15 protein-coding genes are annotated in these 16,876 nt (G+C 60.7%); 6 read left to right on the forward strand and 9 right to left on the reverse strand.

The annotated features are described in order from the left end of the window. Positions 1-42 precede the first annotated feature (42 nt). The 5 genes from JZY08_RS18750 to iolD are packed head-to-tail and all read right to left on the reverse strand — an operon-like array spanning position 43 to position 5,861. Positions 43-1,206, reverse strand: a complete 1,164-nt coding sequence (locus JZY08_RS18750; protein ID WP_253204143.1) for a Gfo/Idh/MocA family protein — start codon at positions 1,204-1,206, stop codon at positions 43-45. A gap of 14 nt (positions 1,207-1,220) precedes the next feature. Beyond that, a complete protein-coding gene (locus tag JZY08_RS18755) occupies positions 1,221-2,282 on the reverse strand; it encodes a sugar phosphate isomerase/epimerase (RefSeq protein WP_216333120.1) in 1,062 nt (353 codons plus the stop codon). 3 nt (positions 2,283-2,285) lie between these two features. After that, positions 2,286-3,098 (reverse strand): SDR family oxidoreductase, encoded by an 813-nt coding sequence (locus JZY08_RS18760; RefSeq protein ID WP_216333122.1) that lies wholly within the window; start codon positions 3,096-3,098, stop codon positions 2,286-2,288. Beyond that, entirely contained in the window at positions 3,095-3,988 is an 894-nt protein-coding gene (iolE, locus tag JZY08_RS18765; protein ID WP_216333124.1) for a myo-inosose-2 dehydratase, read from the reverse strand. Before iolE ends, JZY08_RS18760 begins: the two co-directional genes overlap by 4 nt. A 1-nt stretch (position 3,989) precedes the next feature. Beyond that, the gene (gene iolD, locus JZY08_RS18770) at positions 3,990-5,861 is read right to left on the reverse strand and encodes a 3D-(3,5/4)-trihydroxycyclohexane-1,2-dione acylhydrolase (decyclizing) (protein ID WP_216333126.1); all 1,872 of its coding nucleotides are present in this window, start codon (positions 5,859-5,861) and stop codon (positions 3,990-3,992) included. 105 nt (positions 5,862-5,966) lie between these two features. Between iolD and iolG the strand changes: the two genes are divergently transcribed. The 6 genes from iolG (at position 5,967) to JZY08_RS18800 (ending at position 12,396) form a co-directional block, all read left to right on the forward strand. Continuing rightward, positions 5,967-6,974, forward strand: coding sequence for an inositol 2-dehydrogenase (iolG, locus tag JZY08_RS18775; RefSeq protein WP_216333127.1), 1,008 nt, complete (start codon positions 5,967-5,969; stop codon positions 6,972-6,974). A gap of 3 nt (positions 6,975-6,977) precedes the next feature. Next, on the forward strand, positions 6,978-8,408 hold the full coding sequence (locus JZY08_RS18780) for an NAD-dependent succinate-semialdehyde dehydrogenase (RefSeq protein WP_216333129.1): 1,431 nt from the start codon (positions 6,978-6,980) through the stop codon (positions 8,406-8,408). A gap of 130 nt (positions 8,409-8,538) precedes the next feature. Further along, positions 8,539-9,351, forward strand: coding sequence for an HpcH/HpaI aldolase/citrate lyase family protein (locus JZY08_RS18785; RefSeq protein ID WP_216333131.1), 813 nt, complete (start codon positions 8,539-8,541; stop codon positions 9,349-9,351). Continuing rightward, a complete protein-coding gene (locus JZY08_RS18790; RefSeq protein ID WP_216333133.1) occupies positions 9,352-10,320 on the forward strand; it encodes a hydroxyacid dehydrogenase in 969 nt (322 codons plus the stop codon). It begins immediately after the preceding gene. After that, positions 10,313-11,437: a Gfo/Idh/MocA family protein gene (locus tag JZY08_RS18795; protein ID WP_216333135.1), complete on the forward strand. Its 1,125-nt coding sequence runs from the start codon at positions 10,313-10,315 to the stop codon at positions 11,435-11,437. The genes JZY08_RS18790 and JZY08_RS18795 overlap by 8 nt, the downstream gene beginning before the upstream one ends. Positions 11,438-11,511: 74 nt before the next feature. Continuing rightward, positions 11,512-12,396, forward strand: a complete 885-nt coding sequence (locus tag JZY08_RS18800; RefSeq protein ID WP_216333137.1) for a MurR/RpiR family transcriptional regulator — start codon at positions 11,512-11,514, stop codon at positions 12,394-12,396. 57 nt (positions 12,397-12,453) lie between these two features. Here the strand turns inward: JZY08_RS18800 and JZY08_RS18805 are convergent, their stop codons facing one another. From JZY08_RS18805 to JZY08_RS18820, 4 genes are all read right to left on the reverse strand, one after another. Further along, the gene (locus tag JZY08_RS18805; RefSeq protein ID WP_216333140.1) at positions 12,454-13,209 is read right to left on the reverse strand and encodes a sulfite exporter TauE/SafE family protein; all 756 of its coding nucleotides are present in this window, start codon (positions 13,207-13,209) and stop codon (positions 12,454-12,456) included. Between the two features lie 54 nt (positions 13,210-13,263). Further along, positions 13,264-14,277: an ABC transporter permease gene (locus JZY08_RS18810; RefSeq protein WP_216333142.1), complete on the reverse strand. Its 1,014-nt coding sequence runs from the start codon at positions 14,275-14,277 to the stop codon at positions 13,264-13,266. A gap of 34 nt (positions 14,278-14,311) precedes the next feature. Next, complete coding sequence (locus JZY08_RS18815) at positions 14,312-15,847, reverse strand: sugar ABC transporter ATP-binding protein (RefSeq protein WP_216333144.1); 1,536 nt, start codon at positions 15,845-15,847, stop codon at positions 14,312-14,314. An 87-nt stretch (positions 15,848-15,934) separates the two neighbouring features. Next, positions 15,935-16,822, reverse strand: coding sequence for a sugar ABC transporter substrate-binding protein (locus tag JZY08_RS18820; RefSeq protein WP_216333454.1), 888 nt, complete (start codon positions 16,820-16,822; stop codon positions 15,935-15,937). Positions 16,823-16,876 lie beyond the last annotated feature (54 nt).

A 16,876-nucleotide genomic window follows, 5' to 3' on the forward strand; every position in this document is an offset into this window, starting at 1 on the left:
CCGAAGGTTTGTTTCCCAGGGCAAACCTGTCCCGGGCTCGCTTCACACCGCCACCGGCATGACCCAGCACGGATCGGCACTTCCTGCGCTATCCACCACTGCCTCGACGAAAGCCACGCCCTTCAGCCCGTCATAGGCAAGCGGGATGTTGCGGCCGATGGCATCAGGTTCGCGTCCTGCCTTGCGGGCGCGGATAGCTTCCGCGAAACCGGCATAGAGATTGGCAAAGGCTTCCAGATATCCTTCCGGGTGTCCGGGTGGGGTGCGGGTGCGGGCTTTGGCATCTTCGGAAAGATCATCCGCGCCGCGCTTAATGGTTTGCACACGGCCGTCGAGCGGCGTGTAGATGAGTTCGTTCGGTTGCTCCTGAAACCATTGCAAGGAACCGGTCGAACCGAACACCCGCAGCCGCACGCCATTGGAGTTGCCGACCGCGACCTGCGATGACCACAACAGGCCTCGCGCCCCGCCCTCATAACGCATCATCACATGGGCGTTGTCGTCCAGCGCGCGCCCGTCCACGAATGTGGCTAGATCGGCAGTCAAGGATTCCAGCTTAAGTCCAGTCACGAAACCCGCCAGATGATAGGCGTGGGTGCCAATGTCACCAATCGAACCGCCACGGCCATTCTTCTTGGGGTCGGTGCGCCATGCCGCCTGGGCATTTCCCTTCTGCTCGATGGCGGTCGCCATCCATTCGAGCGGATATTCGACCTGCACGGTGCGAACTGTACCAATCTCGCCGCCGGCGACACGCATGCGCGCCTCATGCACCATGGGGTAACCGGAATAGGTATAGGTCACGCCGACGAAGCGGCCGGTCTCCCGCGACAGTTTTTCCAGCGCGATGGCGTCTTCCAGCGTGGCGGTCAGCGGCTTTTCGCAGATCACGTCAAACCCGGCCTCGATCAGCGCCTTGGCGATCGGATAATGGGTGAAGTTCGGTGTGCAGATAGCAACCGCGTCGACGCGGTCCTCGCGGGCAGCCTCACCGGCAATCAGCTCCTGATAGCTGCCATAGCTGCGGGCGGGGTCGAGCCCCTCATTGATCGCGAAGGCGCGGCCCCGGTCGGGATCGACATCGAAGGCGCCCGCAACCAGCGTCCACTTGCCGTCAAGACGTGCGGCGAGCCGGTGGATATTGCCGATATAGGCACCCTGCCCGCCGCCGATCATGCCCAAACGAAGTGGTCTTTCGATACTCATTGTTCCTCCAGCACTCATTGTTCCTCCAGTCCAAGCATGGCGCGGTTGGCGTTGCGGTTCGCGCCGGATTTGACGAAATCGTCAAAGGCGCGGTCGGAAACGCGGATGATGTGATCGGCGATGAAACGCGCGCCTTCCGACGCGCCATCCTCGGGATTTTTGACGAAGCATTCCCACTCCAGCACCGCCCAGCCATCAAAGCCGTAGGTGGTGAGCCTGGTGAAGATCGCGCCGAAATCGATCTGCCCGTCGCCCGGGCTGCGGAAGCGCCCGGCGCGCTTGGACCACGGCTGATAGCCGCCATAAGCGCCCGATTTTCCGTCGGGCCGGAACTCCGCATCCTTGACGTGGAAGGTCTTGATCCGCTCGTGGTAGTGATCGATGAAAGCCAGATAATCCATTCCCTGCAAAACGAGATGTGAGGGGTCATACATCAGGTTCGCGCGGGGGTGCTCCTTGACCTTGTCGAGAAACATTTCCCAGCTGTGCCCGTCATGCAGGTCTTCGCTGGGGTGGATTTCGTAGCAGACATCCACGCCATGGGCGTCGAAGTCGTTGAGGATCGGCGTCCAGCGACGGGCGAGCTCGTCGAAACCTTCCTCCACCAGCCCTTCCGGCCATTGCGGATAGGGATAGAGGTAAGGCCACAGAAGCGCACCGGGAAATGTCACGTGGCGATCAATGCCGAGGCGTTTTGACGCCCGGGCCGCAAACCGCAGCTGTTCTTCCGCCCATGCCCGGCGTCCTGCGGGGTTGCCGCGCACATGTTCCGGCGCAAAACTGTCCATGATCGCGTCATGCGCCGGATGCACAGCCACAAGCTGCCCGGTAATGTGGGAAGCAAGTTCGGTGATCTCCAAATCGTGCTCGCCGAGCATGCCTTTCAGATCGTCGCAATAGGCATTGCTTTCCGCCGCCTGTTTCATGTCAATGAGGCGCGTATCCCAGGTGGGAATCTGCACTCCCTTGAAACCCTTGGCCGAGGCCCATTGCGCAAGCGAGGCAAGCGAATTGTAAGGTGCCTCATCCCCCGCAAATTGCGCCAGAAAAACGCCCGGTCCCTTGATGGTCCGCATGGCCTATTCCTCCAGCTTCTTGGCGGGCACCGGCGCGTCGTCGTAACCGCCATAGACCGATTGATCGAAGGGGATCACCGCGCCCGTCATCATGCCGCCGTCGTCCGAAGCCATCCAGAGGATTGCGCGGGCCACTTCAACGGGATCGAGGATCCGCCCGAAAGGCTTTGCCGCCGCCGCACGGTCGATGAAATCCGGGTCGCCCGTCTCGGAGAGGACAAGCTTGCGCTCGTGATCGGAATTCATCCAGCCGATGTCGAGCTGGTTTACATGGATGCGATGGCGCATCAACGAAAAGCCGGCATGGCGGGTGACGGTGGCAAGCGCACCCTTCGAAGCCGCATAGGGCGCAAGGAAAGGCTGGCCGGTCAGCCCGGACATTGATCCGACATTGACGATACGGCCCTCGATACCCTCACGGATCATCACCTTCGCGGCGTCCTGAATGAGGAAGAACGGCGCACGCGTGTTTACGGCAAACATCCGGTCGAACAAATCCGGCGTGGTGTTCAGCATATTGCCGCGATCCGTCAGCCCCGCCGCATTGACGAGAATATCGACGCGCCCGAAACGTTTGTCCGTCGCTGGAATGATGCTGCGAACATCATCGATATTGCCGAGATCGGCGGCCACCACTTCGACCGGCACACCCGTTTTCTGGGTGATGGCGCTTGCGACAGCCTGGCCTTTTTCCACACCGCGCCCGACGATGATGATCCCCGCCGCGCCCGCCTGCGCAAACACCTGCGCAACGGCTGCGCCCAGCCCCTGGGTTCCGCCGGTAACAACGGCGATCTTTCCTTCAATACGGTTCATTTCACGACCTCATATCCAGCGGCGTCCATGACGCGCAGCAATTCCCTGTGCCCCTTGCGGGCCATTTCCAGTGGCGGGTTCTTGACCGGGTCCTGTTCCGCCTCGACCACAAACCAGCCCTCGTAACCTTTCGATGCAAGCGCCCTGACGATCGCCTCAAAATCAAGACTGCCATCGCCCGGCACGGTAAAGGCGCCCTTGATGACCGCGTCGAGGAAGCTTTCGCGGCTCCTGTCCAGCCCATCGACAACATCCTGCCGAATGTCCTTGGTGTGAACGTGGGTGATACGGGCATGGTGTTTTTCGATGACGCACATGACATCCCCACCGGCAAAAGCCATATGCCCGGCATCAAACAGCAGCGGCACCGAGGAGTGCTTCATGAAAAGATCGAGTTCCTGCTCGGTCTCCACGGCGGCCGCCATGTGGTGATGATAGGAGATCGGCATGCCCTGCGCAGCGCACCAGTCGGCAAAGTCGGACATCTTGCGGCCATAGGCGGCCATGCCGGCCTCGTCGAGCCGTGGTTTGGTGGAAAGCGGCGCGGATCGCACGCCCTGAATGGAACGCGCTGTTTCGCCATAAACGATGCATGGTGCGCCGGCGGCGATGAAGAATTCCATCTGTTGCGCGATACGGTCTTTCTCCGCCTCAATGTCGCTATCCAGCAGCAGGCCGGAAAACCAGCCGCCGCACACCGATATGCCATAACGGCCGAGGATCGGCCCAAGCTCCGCCATATCCATCGGGAACCGACGTCCAGTCTCCATTCCGGTAAAGCCGGCTTCGCCTGCCTGCCTCAGGCATTCCTCGAGGCTGACATCATCCGAAAGCTCGGCAAGATCGTCGTTCCACCAGGCGATCGGTGCGATACCAAGTCTTGCTTTCATGTCAAACTCCCACTCGCTGCGCCTTGCGGATGTTCTCCTGCGCGGCGCGGGCGGCGCGAACGGTCTCGAAGGCGGAGACTGTCGGAACGCCAACATCCCAGTCGGCATCGCCCGGCACCCATTTCCACGCATCGGAGACGATGGAAATGACGGTGACGCCTTCGTTGCCCTGCGCCCAGATCATCGCCTCCTCAAGATCGGCGAGGCTATCGGCCTTGCGTGCATGAGCGCCCATCGCCTCCGCATGTTTGACAAAATCCACATGCAGCGGATTTTCCCGGTCCCTGATACGGCAATCCGCCAGCAGGTTATTGAAGCCCGGCACGCCCTTGGCCTGCTGCAAACGGTTGATGACGGCATATCCGCCATTGTCGCAGACCACCACGATCATCCGGTGCCCGGTCAGCGCCGCCGAATAGATGTCGGAGTTCATCATCATATAGGTGCCGTCCCCCAGCATGACGATCGGAACACCGCCAGCGCTGCCCGGTCCTTCCTGCGCCATCGAGCAACCCCAGCCGGCGGCGATTTCATAACCCATGCAGGAAAAACCGAATTCGCAATCGAATGTATTGGGGTTCTTGACCCGCCATCCCTTGGTCACCTCGCCCGGCGTTCCGCCAGCCGCTGCAATCAGTGTATCTTCAGGCCGTGCGACCATGTTCAGAACGCCGACCACCTGCGCATAGGAGGGAACCGGTGCATTGGTGATGCGCTGGTGTTCGTCCAGCAGGCTATCCCATTCGGCAAACAGCGTTTTTGCCCGCTGCATCAGGCCGGCGTCGGCCTTGTAGGCGCCAAGCGCCTGGTCCAGTTCGTCAATGGTTTCAAGCGCATCGCCGACCACGGAAAGCGCACGGTGTTTTACCGCATCGAATCGGGCAGCATTGACGGAGATGAATTGCGCCTCGCCGGAGAAGGCAGTCCAGGAACCCGTGGTGAAATCCTGAAGCCGCGTGCCAATCGCCAGAATGACATCCGCATCCTTGGCCAGCGCATTTGCCGAAGTCGATCCGACAATGCCGATCGGTCCGGCATGGACCGGATGGTGATGGGTGAACGCACCCTTGCCGGCGATGGTTTCGACGACGGGAATGCCACGCTTTGCCGCAAATTCGGCAAGGCGTTCTTCCGCCAGCGAATAACGAACGCCGCCGCCGGAAATGATGAGGGGGCGCTTTGCCTGCGCAAGCAGCCGGGCGGCGGCGGCCACAGCGTCGCGATCAGGGCGCGGCCGCGGAATTTTCCAGACCTTCGGCTCAAAGAAAACCGCCGGATAGTCGAAAGCGATTTCCTGCGTGTCCTGCGCAAGGCCGATGAATGCCGGGCCGCAATCGGCCGGATCGAGCATGGTGGCGACCGCCTGCGGCAGCGATTGCAGCAACTGCTCCGGCAGCACGATCCTGTCCCAGTAACGCACGACGGATTTGAACGCATCATTGGCGGTGAGAGTCGGATCGCCGAAATGTTCCACCTGCTGCAGAACCGGATCCGGCAGTCGGCTTGCGAAAGTATCGCCCGCGATGAGGAGAACAGGCAGCCTGTTGGCCATGGCGACGCCTGCGGCAGTCACCATATTGAGCGCGCCGGGACCAATGGACGTCGCGGCGACCATGATCTGCCTGCGCCGTTTTGCCTTGGCAAAGCCGATTGCGGCAAGCGCCATCGATTGCTCGTTCTGCCCGCGCCATGTCGGCAATTCGTCCTGCACCGTCTCCAGAGCTTCGGAAAGGCATGTGACGTTGCCATGTCCGAAAATGGCGAACACCCCGGCAAACAGGGGAACGCGCTCTCCGTCGATCTCGGTAAACTGGTTGCACAGGTAGCGTACTAGCGCCTGAGCCATGGTCAGGCGTAAGGTTTTAGTGGTCATCTCGCCTCCTCCTGCGGATGGTTGTTGATATGTTTTTGGAATGCATATTGACAAATTCAGTACTTTGCAATGATTATTGCCAAACACCTCGGGAGGAAAATTTCAATGCTGAGAATTGCAGTGCTTGGCGTGGGCCGTATCGGCCGCATGCATGCGGAAAACATCGTCGCTCATCCACGCGCGACATTGGCTGGTGTCTTTGATGTATACGAGCCCTCGGCGAAAGAAATTGCCGAAAAGCTTGGTGTGACGAGATTTGAATCAGCGGAAGCGGTTTTCGCTTCACCCGACGTCGATGCCGTGCTGATAGCCACCTCAACGCCCACCCATGCCGATCTCCTGGAAAAGGCGGTTGCGGCGGGAAAACCCGTCCTTTGTGAGAAGCCCATCGATCTCTCCCTTGATCGCGTCAATGCCTGCGCAACGAAAATTGCCGACAGCAATGTGCCGATCATGCTCGGCTTCGTCAGACGTTTCGATAGCGGACACCGCGCCGTGCGCGAGGCGGTCGAGAACGGAACGATAGGCGAATTGCATCAGGTCGTCATCACCTCACGCGATCCGGGCATGGCGCCCGCAGCCTATATCGAAATGTCCGGCGGAATTTTCCGCGACATGACCATCCATGATTTCGACATGGCCCGCTTCATTCTCGGTGAGGAAATCACGCAGGTGTCGGCCGCTGCTTCGCGGCTGGTCGACAGGGCGCTGATGGAGAAATGCGGCGACTATGACACCGTGACCGTGGTGCTGAAGACCGCTTCGGGCAAACAATGCACGATCAGCAATTCGAGGCGTGCGGTTTATGGCTACGACCAGCGGGTCGAGGCCTTCGGAAGTGCCGGCATGGCGATTTCGGAAAACCGGACGCTCAATCACCTGCGCCTCCACACCGAAAACGGCACCGACCGAGCCGCACCGCTGATGAACTTCTTCATCGACCGCTATGCCGATGCCTTCGCAGCGGAAATCAGCGCCTTCGTCGATGCGGTGGAACAGGGCAAAGCCCCTGAGGTGGGTTTTGAAGACGGCCGCCTCGCATTGCTTCTCGCCGAAGCGGCGATCCGCTCCGTCGCCGAGGGGCGCACCATCAACACCAGCGAGATCGGGTAAGCCATGTATGCGAATTTTGGACTTTTCATAAACGGTCGCTGGCTAACCGGCACCGTGACAGGTGAAGTCGTGTCTCCGGTCACCGGCGCGGTCCTGGGCGAGGTGGCGGTTGCCACCGCAAACGAGACCCGCGATGCGATCGATGCGGCGGCAGCCGCGCTTCCGAAGCTGCGCGCCATGGGCGGTTTTGCCCGCGCCGAGGCGCTGCACCGGGCCGCTGACGAAATGCTGCGCCGTGCCGAGGAAGGCGCGAAGATGATCTCGCTGGAGACCGGCAAACCGATCGCCCAGGCGAGCCGGGAATGGACCCTTGCCTGTGACCAGTTCCGCTGGTTTGCCGAGGAAGCGCGCCGCATCTATGGCCGCATTATCGACAGCCGGGTGCCCGGCGGACGGTTTGAAGTGACCCGCGAAGCCGTCGGTATCGTCGGCGCTTTCACAGCGTGGAATTTCCCGGCCGCCCTTCCGGCGCGCAAGCTCGCCCCGGCACTCGCCGCCGGATGCCCCGTCGTGCTTCGCCCCTCGTCCCAGACGCCGGGCGTCGCCATGGTGATGGTCGATTGCCTGAAGGCGGCCGGTCTTCCGGATGGCGCGGTCAATCTCGTAGCAGGTTCGACCGCCGATACCTATGGCCCGATCATGGCGGACAAGCGCGTGCGCAAGGTCTCGCTGACCGGCTCGACACGTGTGGGACAGCAGATGATCCGCGATGCGGCTGAGACCGTAAAGAAAGTGTCCATGGAACTGGGCGGCAACGCACCTCTCATCGTCTATGACGACGCCGACCTCGAAAACGTGCTTGACCTTACCGTGCCCACCAAATTCGCCAATTGCGGTCAGGTCTGCGTCACGCCGGATCGCATCTTCGTTCACGAAAGCCTCCACGACGCCTTTGTCGATGGTTTCGTAGCCCGCGCGGCGAAGATCAGGCTCGGCGACGGGCTTGATGCCGATACCGGCATGGGTCCCCTCATCAATGGCGGCCGTCTTGAAGAGATCGAGGCCGTGATTGCCGACGCCGTGCGCGCCGGTGCAAAAATCGCCCATGGCGGCAAGCGCCCGCACCACCTGAACCACGGCTTCTTCTTCGAGCCGACCGTGCTGACCGATGTAACAGATACGATGAAGGTCTTTGCCGAAGAGAATTTCGGCCCGATCGCGGCGATTACCCGTTTCAGCACCGAAGACGAGGTTCTGCAGCGCGCCAACGCCTCCGACATGGGTCTCTCGGCCTATGCATTCACCCGCTCGCCGGACAGGGCGCGGCGGACAGTGGCTGCGCTGAAATCCGGCATGGTCGGCATCAACAGCTTCGCGCTTGCCGCATCGGAAGCGCCTTTTGGCGGCACAAACCATTCGGGCGTGGGGCGCGAGGGCGGTATCGAAGGGATAAGCGATTATCTCGAAACCAAACTCGCCCAGATCGTCTTTTAGAGCATTTCCAGTAAAAGTGCGCAGCGGTTTTGCGTCCGGAAAATGCGAAAAAACAAAGTGACAGAGCACGTCCGACGATTCCGTTTTGACCGGACGTGCTCTAGCGACGGATATTTTGCAGGAGAATCCCATGCGAAAAAATAAACTGAAGGACATCTGGGCCGAGGGACGTCCGGTGCTGCATGGCTGGCTGTCCATCGCCAGCCCCTTCAGCGCCGAGATCATGGCGGCGCAGGATTACGACGCCGTCTCCATCGACATTCAGCATGGTGCGGTCGATTACAAGGACGTGCTTGGCATGTTCCAGGCGATGCGTGCCTCCGACAAGGTGCTGATGGCACGGGTGCCATGGCTCGACCCGGCATGGATATCGAAGGTTCTGGATGCCGGCGCCTATGGCATCATCTGCCCGATGATCAATAACCGGGCGCAGGCCGAACAATTCGTCCGATACATGCGTTATCCGCCGCTTGGAGAGCGTAGCTTCGGACCCACCCGCGCCGTTTACGCCGCCGGCGGTAATTATGCCGCCGAAGCAAACGACGAAATCCTCGCCTTTGCCATGATCGAAACGGCGGAAGCGATGGACAATCTCGAGGAAATCGTCTCCACTCCCGGCCTCGACGGGATTTATGTCGGCCCCGCCGATCTCAGTTTTTCGCTCTCGAAAGGCCAGCTGACGCCCGCCTTCGACCGCGAAGAGCCTGAAGTCATCGACGCAATCAAGCGCATCCTCGACGCGTGCCACCGCAACGGCATCAAGGCGGCCCTTCATTGCGGAACTGCCGATTACGCGGCACGCGCGGTGGAATGGGGCTTCGACATGACCACAGTGTCAGGCGATTCACGCCTTCTGGCCGCGGCAGCGACGGAATCAACCGCGACGTGGCGCAGGCTGGTGGAAAAGACCACCAAAAAAACCGATGGCAAAGGGGGTTACTGAATGCCGAACCTTCTTGTGGCCGGAAAACTTCATCCTTCCGGCGAGGCGATGTTGCGCGATCTGCCGGCTCTCGGCTTCTCCGTCCGCTATATCGAGGACGTCTCCGAAGCCTCCTATGCACCTTTTGTCGGGGAAGCCGACGCAATCGTGATCCGCACGCAGCCGCTATCGGCGGCCACCATCGCAAGAGCCGGACGGCTGAAAGTGGTGTCCCGCCACGGTGTGGGTTACGATTCCGTCGATCTTGCGGAGCTCAACCGCCGCAACATCGCCCTGACGATCGTCGGCGACGTGAACTCGGTCTCGGTGGCCGAACATGCGATGATGCTGCTGCTGGCGGCGGCGAAACGCGCCATACTCGCCGACCGCGCGGTCCGCGAGCCCGGCCAATGGAGCTGGCGAAACAGGCTCGAGCAGCAGGAAATATCCGGCAAGAACCTTCTCATCCTCGGTTATGGCCGGATCGGGCGGCACCTTGCCAGAATGGCGTCGGGCTTCGGCATGCATATCCGCGCCTATGATCCCTATCTCATGCAGGCCGGGTGGCCGCAGGGAACCGTAAACCCCGTTTCGCTGGAAGAAGGCCTGCCCTGGGCCGACTATATTTCCGTGCACATACCCAAGGGACCGACCCCGGCAATAGGGGCGGCCGAAATCGCGCTGATGAAGCGCGGCGTCGTGCTGTCCAACACCGCCCGGGGCGGCGTGGTCTGCGAAAAGGCGCTGAGCGGGGCGCTTGCATCCGGGCATATCGGAGCCGCCGGGCTTGATGTCTTTGATGACGAGCCGCCGGCAAGCTCTTCTCCGCTGCTCGCGCAACTCAACACCGTCATGTCCCCCCATATTGCCGGTCTTACGGCGGAATGCGGGGAAAGGATGGCGATCGCCTCCATCCAAAACGCCGTCAACTACCTGGAAGGGACGATCGATCCCAGCCTTATCGTCAATCCGGAATTTGCACATGTCTGAAAAACCCGTTCTCCGCGTCGGTCTCATCGGCACCGGCTTCATGGGCAAGGCCCATGTCTTCGGTTTTGCCTCCGCCCAGAAGGTGTTCGACCTTCCCTACCGTATCGAACTGCACACCGTCGCCGATATTACCGAGGATGCGGCTGCACGGGCGGCGGCGGATTTCGGTTTTGCCCATTCCACGGCCGACTGGCGCAGCATCATCGCCAATCCGGATATCGACATCGTCGACATTACGGCGCCGAATGCCCTGCACAAGGAAATGGCGCTTGCCGCCATTGCCGCCGGCAAACATGTCTATTGCGAAAAACCGCTCGCACCGCTGGCATCAGACGCCAGCGAGATGGCTGCAGCCGCCGCCGCACGCGGCGTGAAGACGCAGGTGGGTTTCAACTACCTTTGCAATCCCATGCTCCGGCTCGCAAGGGAAATGATAACGGCGGGCGAACTCGGTGAAATCCGTGGTTATCGCGGCCTGCATGCGGAGGATTACATGGCCGATGCCTCCGGATCCTTCACCTTCCGCCACGATCCGGCCGGCGGCGGTGCGCTCGCCGATATCGGCTCCCATGCTCTCGCCACAGCGGAATTCCTTCTCGGTCCGATCACCGAGGTAATGGGCGATTGCATCACGCTGATTACCGAGCGGCCCGATGGCAAAGGCGACATGCGAAAGGTGGAGGTGGACGATGTGGGGCGCGCATTCGTACGCTTCGCCAACGGCGCGCAAGGGTCGGTCGAGGGCAACTGGATCGCCACCGGTCGCAAGATGCAGCATGATTTCGAAATCTATGGCGAAAAGGGCGCCCTCTCGTTCACACAGGAGCGCTTCAACGAGTTGAACTTCTATTCCGCAGCCGATCCGGCTGGCCGTCGCGGCTTCCGCAGGATCGAGGCATCTCCCGATCACCCACCCTATGGCCGCTTTTGCGTCGCGCCCGGCCATCAGCTAGGTTTCAACGACCTCAAGGCCATCGAGATCGAAGGGTATCTGCGGGCTATTGCAGGGCAGACCGCCGAGCCGTTCGGTTTTGCCGCCGGCCTGCGTATCCAGCGGCTGGTCGAGACGATCCAGCGCTCGTCATCCGCACGGCAGTGGATGAGCGTACCCGCCTGAATCCGTCATCGTTGGGGCGGGCAGCGGACATCATGCCACTTGGAAAACCGCAATAAATATTGCAAGATTGTGTCATGAAGCAACAACCGCAGCCCGTCGACCCCCCGAAAGATTACGAAGAGCTGATCCGTCTCATTCATGATCGCCACGATCAGATGAGCAAGACCTATCAGCGAATTTCCGTCTATCTGACGCAGAACCCGAATGAAGTGGCCGTCCACTCGGTCAATACAATTGCCGAGCGTTACAATATTCACGCCTCCAGTTTCGTGCGTTTTGCGCAGTCGTTGGGCTATAAGGGTTTCAAGGAGTTGCAGGCGCTTTTCCAGAAGCGGCTGGCGACGGCGGCGCCCGGTTTCGAAGCGCGTGTGCGCGCGCTCGACGACGAATTGCAAAACCGCGAGGATCGTTCGGAATACGGCTTCCTTCATGATCTGGTGGTGAGAGACATCGCTTCCCTGCAGGACCTGCTCGAACGCATCAGCGCCGAACAGCTCGGCACCGCCGCCGATCTCATCGACGCCGCCGGCACGGTCTATCTGGTTGGCCAGCTGCGCTCAGCACCAGTGGCGGAACTGCTGCGCTACATCCTCACCATGCTCGGCAAGCAATGCATCCTTCTCGACCCGGGCGGCGGGCTCGCCACCCATATGGCCCGGACGATGAAGACCGGCGACGTGCTGATCGCGGTGTCTTTCCGCTTCTATGCAACGGAAGTGGTGAATATCGTCGAAGAGGCGGAAAAGATCGGCGTGCCGATCGTGGCTATTTCCGATAGCACCCTATCGCCACTGGCGAAATCCGCGAAGGTTCTGTTTGCCGTTCCCGAGCACGATTACAGCTTTTCCCGGTCTCTGGCCGCGCCAATGTGTCTTGCGCAGGCGCTGACAGTCGCGGTGGCTGCCCGTGTTCAGAAGAACGAGACCGCACCGCGGATTCCGACGGTTACAGGACTCTAGCTCTTTGTTTTAGCGTATTTCCGGCAGGAAACCGCGGCCACTTTTTCCGGAAATGCTCTAAAGCCCCGTCACGCCGTCCCAGATCAGCTTCACCGCCACCAGGGCCACGGACGTGTAGGTCAGGGGGTAAAAGATCGAAGCGCGCATCCGGCGCACGGTCCAGGCCCCGAGCCATGTCGATACAACCGCGAGCGGAACCATCAATGCGGCACGGCCGAGGTTCTGTGCGCCGAAACCGCCCAGAGCGGCGTAAGGCACGAGCTTCAGGACATTGGTGATCGCAAAGAACATCACATTGGTGCCGGTGAAGACCTTAGGGTCCATGCGAAGCGGCAGAAGATAGACTTGCAACGGTGGCGCGCCGGCATGCGCCACGAAGCTGGTGTAGCCCGCAAGCAGGCTCCAGAACCGCCCCGCCATCGGCCGCTCCTTTGCGACCGTCACCAGAACGCCCCTCGAAAGAACCACGCGCAGCACGAACACGGCCGATACCACGCCGACGATCAGACGGACGACGGCGTCCGAGGTTATCTCGGCGGTCATCCATCCAAGCCCGATGCCGACGACAGCTGCCGGCAGAAGCTGGCGCATGATCCGCCAGTCGACCCAGTTGCGCCAGGCCGCCACGCCAACCATGTCCATGACGACGAGGATCGGAAGCAGGATGGCCGCCGCCGTCACCGGCGACATCACCAGCGCCATAAGCGGAACGCCAAGCAGGCTCATGCCGCCGAGGCCGCCCTTGGAAAACCCGACCAGCACCACCGCGAGAACGGTGACACCCAGTTCCAGAGGAGAGTTGAAAAGGTTCAAAGAGTTCTCCTCGGCATGGCGGCCGGCATCCCTGCCGGATGCCGTGCATGACTATCAGCCCTTCTTCAACCGGGCTTTTTGACGGTAGACATCAGCAACGACCGCGCTGACGATGATCAGTCCCTTGACGATCTCCTGATAGTAAGCATCCACGCGCAGAAATGTGAAGCCCGACATCATCAGACCGAGGATCACGGTGCCGATAACCGTGCCGAAAATGCGCCCCCGCCCGCCGGAGAGCGATGTGCCGCCGATAACCGCCGCCGCGATGGCGTCAAGCTCGTACATCATGCCCATGCCGGCCTGCGCCGTTTCCGCGCGGGCGGCGGTGACGATACCGGCAAGACCTGCCAGAAGACCGGCGATGGCGTATACCTTGACCAAGTGCAGCTGGACATTGATGCCGGACACCCGGGCTGCCTGCATGTTCGCGCCGATCGCATAGGTGAACTTGCCATAACGCGTGTAGCGCAGCGCAAGATGAAATGTGACGGCGACGAGCAGGAAGATGACAACCGGCCATGCACCGGAACCGATCGACGCGAAGCTCTCGGTCGGGAAGGAGATCGGCTGACCCTTGGTATACCATTTGGCGATGCCGCGCGCGGTAACCATCATACCCAGCGTCGCTATGAAGGGCGGTATGCCCGTCACCGCGATGAGCATGCCATTGACGACACCGGCAATCAGGCCAAGACCAAGGCCGACGGCGAGCGGCACCACCACGGGCATATCGGTGAGCGCAGGATAGATCGCCCGGGCGAAATCGCCGCTTTGCGCGAAACTCATGGCGATCATGGCCGTCATCGCCACCACCGACCCCGAACTGAGGTCTATGCCGCCGGTAATGATGACCTGGGTGACGCCGACGGCGATAATGCCGACGACGGAAACCTGAAGGATCATGATCGTCAGGCGTTGTGGGCTGCCGAGAAAGCTCTGCCCCTGCACGAACCATCCGAGCAGTTCGAAGACGAGGGCGACCCCGATCAGCACGGTCAGAATGTTGAGTTCCTGCGGTAGCTTGCGTCTTTTTGTTTCGAGCGGCTCGGTCTGTACGCTATCCATAATTTTTCCTCCCCGGCATTGCCGCCGTCGCAGCCTAGCGGGCCGCCAGTTCCATGATTTTGACTTGGTCCGCTTCGGCGCGATCGAGAATTCCGGTCATATGCCCCTCATGCATCACGAGAATCCGATCCGACATGCCGAGAACCTCAGGCAGTTCCGAAGAGATCATGATGACGGCAACGCCCTCTTTGGCGAGGATCGAAATCAGGCGATGGATTTCCGCCTTCGCGCCGACATCGATGCCGCGTGTCGGCTCGTCGAGAATGAGGATTGCCGGTTTCGTCAGGAGCCAGCGGGCGATCAAGACTTTCTGCTGGTTGCCGCCCGAAAGGTTCTCGATGCGCTCGTCAAGATCGGGCGTCTTGATCCGCAACGCCGTTTTCATCTCGCCACAAAGCGACATCAGGCTGCGCTCATCGACATAACCCATCGTCGCATGGCCGTTTTGAAGGGCCGCTATCTGCATGTTTTCAAGAATCGAAAGTGGGAGAAAACAGCCGGTTGCCTTGCGGTCCTCCGTCAACAGCGCCATGCCCATGCGCATCGCATCCGCCGGCGAACGGATCGTGACCGGGGCGCCATTGATGCGGATTTCGCCTTCGCTTGCCGGCACCACCCCGAAAATCGCCTCGGCGACGTTTGAGCGGCCGGAGCCCACCAGCCCCGCAACGCCAAGAATTTCACCGCGGTGCAGATCGAAAGAAACGCCACGGAAGACGCCTGCCAGTCCGAGATCCCGGACCTCCAGGACAACATCGCCGATCGATGCTTCCTGCTTGGGAAACATATTGGTGATCTCGCGGCCGACCATCATTTTAATGATGTCGTCGCGCGTGACATCGGTGCTCGCATGGGTGCCGACATATCGCCCGTCCCGGAAAACCGAAAACTCGTCGGCGATCTCGAAAAGCTCGTTCATCTTGTGCGTGATGTAGACGATGCCGATATTGCGCGACCGCAGGTCACGGATGATATCGAAAAGATGCGCGACCTCGGACTCCGTCAGAGCCGATGTCGGCTCGTCCATGATGAGCACGCTGGATTGATAGCTGACGGCCTTGGCGATTTCGACCATCTGCCGCTGCGCCACCGTCAGCGTGCTGACTTCCGCTGCCGGATCAAGATTGATCTTCAGCTGATCGAACAGCGCCCGCGTATCGGCCAGCATTTTCGCATGGTCTATGAAGCCCAGGCGGTTTTTGGGCTCGCGGCGGATCCAGATATTTTCGGCGACCGTCATCCAGTCCATCAGCGCAAGTTCCTGATGGATCATGGCGATGCCGCGCTCAAGCGCGTCGCGCGGGCTCTTAAGCCGGACATCCTCGCCGCGCAACCTGACTGTCCCGGCATCTGGGGTGTAAATCCCGGCAATGATTTTCATAAGCGTCGACTTGCCGGCGCCGTTTTCGCCCATCAGCGCATGGACGGAACCCGGCCGCAGGCGAAACTGCACGTCATCAAGCGCAACGACCCCCGGAAATTCCTTTCGCACCCCCTCGATTTCGAGAAGATAGGGGCCGGCTGCCTGCTTGAAGCGTTCGATCGCCTCTAAGGTGGTCGTGGAAATCATATCTCACCCGTCCTTTATCCGGCCACCGGCCGGGCCATGATTTGCAGCATCAGCGACCGGGACAATGCCCCGGCCGCCGACCACAAATCAGTTGCTGGACTTGTATTGAGCGACATTGGCGGGGGTGACGAGTTCGAAGGGCACATCGACCTTCTGCTCGAATTTTTCGCCGCGCGCGATTTTCAGCACGGTCTCGAGCGAGCCTTCGCCCTGCCCCTTGGCGGACTGATAGACCGTGACATCAAGATCACCCGCTTCCATTGCCGCAAGCGCATCCTGCGTTGCATCGACGCCGGCGACGATCACGTCCTTCATGCCGACACCGGATGATTTCAACGCCTGAATCGCGCCGAGCGCCATCTCGTCGTTGTTTCCGAGTACGATGGTCGGCTTCATGCCGGAGGTGACCCAGTTCGTCATCAGGTCCATCGCCGGGGTGCGCATCCAGTTGGCGGTCTGCGCGTCCAGCACCTTGATGCCCTTGCAGGTATCGCTTTTGAGAACACGCTCGGCCGCCGCCGTGCGGCCACGCTGGCCCGTGGTGCCGAGCTGGCCCATGAGGATGACAGCGTCGCCCTTGCCGCTGGCAAGCTTGCAAACTTCAGTCGCCTGCAATTCGCCCGCCTGCTCCTCATTGGAACCGACCCATGCCTGTTTTTGCGGGAATTTTTCCATGTTGGCCGGAAGCATGTTCACGAAGACCAGCGGAATACCCGCCTGATCAGCGATCTTCGACATGGCCTTGCCGGAATCCGCATCAACCAGCATGGTGATGATGCCATCAACGCCGGCCGCAACGAAGTTTTCGATCTGCGATTGCTGGCGGGCGATATCGCCCTGCGCGTCTTCCATCTGGACTTCGACGCCGAGGTCCTTGGCATGGCGCTGGATATTGTGGCGCAGAACGGTGAGATAGTTGTCGTCAAACAGCGACATGGCCACGCCGATCTTTTCGGCATGGGCGGCACTTGCCATCAAGGCGCAGAATACGGTTGTGATTGCGATTTTTTTGATCACGAGATTTCTCCT

Source organism: Rhizobium sp. X9 (genome assembly GCF_018873185.1).
Taxonomy (GTDB): domain Bacteria; phylum Pseudomonadota; class Alphaproteobacteria; order Rhizobiales; family Rhizobiaceae; genus Agrobacterium; species Agrobacterium oryzihabitans.

Bases quoted from the DNA above. Each gene is read 5' to 3' on its own strand.
- JZY08_RS18750 (WP_253204143.1), bottom strand. From the start codon at position 1,206: ATGAGTATCGAAAGACCACTTCGTTTGGGCATGATCGGCGGCGGGCAG.
- JZY08_RS18755 (WP_216333120.1), bottom strand. From the start codon at position 2,282: ATGCGGACCATCAAGGGACCGGGCGTTTTTCTGGCGCAATTTGCGGGG.
- JZY08_RS18760 (WP_216333122.1), bottom strand. From the start codon at position 3,098: ATGAACCGTATTGAAGGAAAGATCGCCGTTGTTACCGGCGGAACCCAG.
- iolE (WP_216333124.1), bottom strand. From the start codon at position 3,988: ATGAAAGCAAGACTTGGTATCGCACCGATCGCCTGGTGGAACGACGAT.
- iolD (WP_216333126.1), bottom strand. From the start codon at position 5,861: ATGACCACTAAAACCTTACGCCTGACCATGGCTCAGGCGCTAGTACGC.
- iolG (WP_216333127.1), top strand. From the start codon at position 5,967: ATGCTGAGAATTGCAGTGCTTGGCGTGGGCCGTATCGGCCGCATGCAT.
- JZY08_RS18780 (WP_216333129.1), top strand. From the start codon at position 6,978: ATGTATGCGAATTTTGGACTTTTCATAAACGGTCGCTGGCTAACCGGC.
- JZY08_RS18785 (WP_216333131.1), top strand. From the start codon at position 8,539: ATGCGAAAAAATAAACTGAAGGACATCTGGGCCGAGGGACGTCCGGTG.
- JZY08_RS18790 (WP_216333133.1), top strand. From the start codon at position 9,352: ATGCCGAACCTTCTTGTGGCCGGAAAACTTCATCCTTCCGGCGAGGCG.
- JZY08_RS18795 (WP_216333135.1), top strand. From the start codon at position 10,313: ATGTCTGAAAAACCCGTTCTCCGCGTCGGTCTCATCGGCACCGGCTTC.
- JZY08_RS18800 (WP_216333137.1), top strand. From the start codon at position 11,512: ATGAAGCAACAACCGCAGCCCGTCGACCCCCCGAAAGATTACGAAGAG.
- JZY08_RS18810 (WP_216333142.1), bottom strand. From the start codon at position 14,277: ATGGATAGCGTACAGACCGAGCCGCTCGAAACAAAAAGACGCAAGCTA.
- JZY08_RS18815 (WP_216333144.1), bottom strand. From the start codon at position 15,847: ATGATTTCCACGACCACCTTAGAGGCGATCGAACGCTTCAAGCAGGCA.
- JZY08_RS18820 (WP_216333454.1), bottom strand. From the start codon at position 16,822: ATGGCAAGTGCCGCCCATGCCGAAAAGATCGGCGTGGCCATGTCGCTG.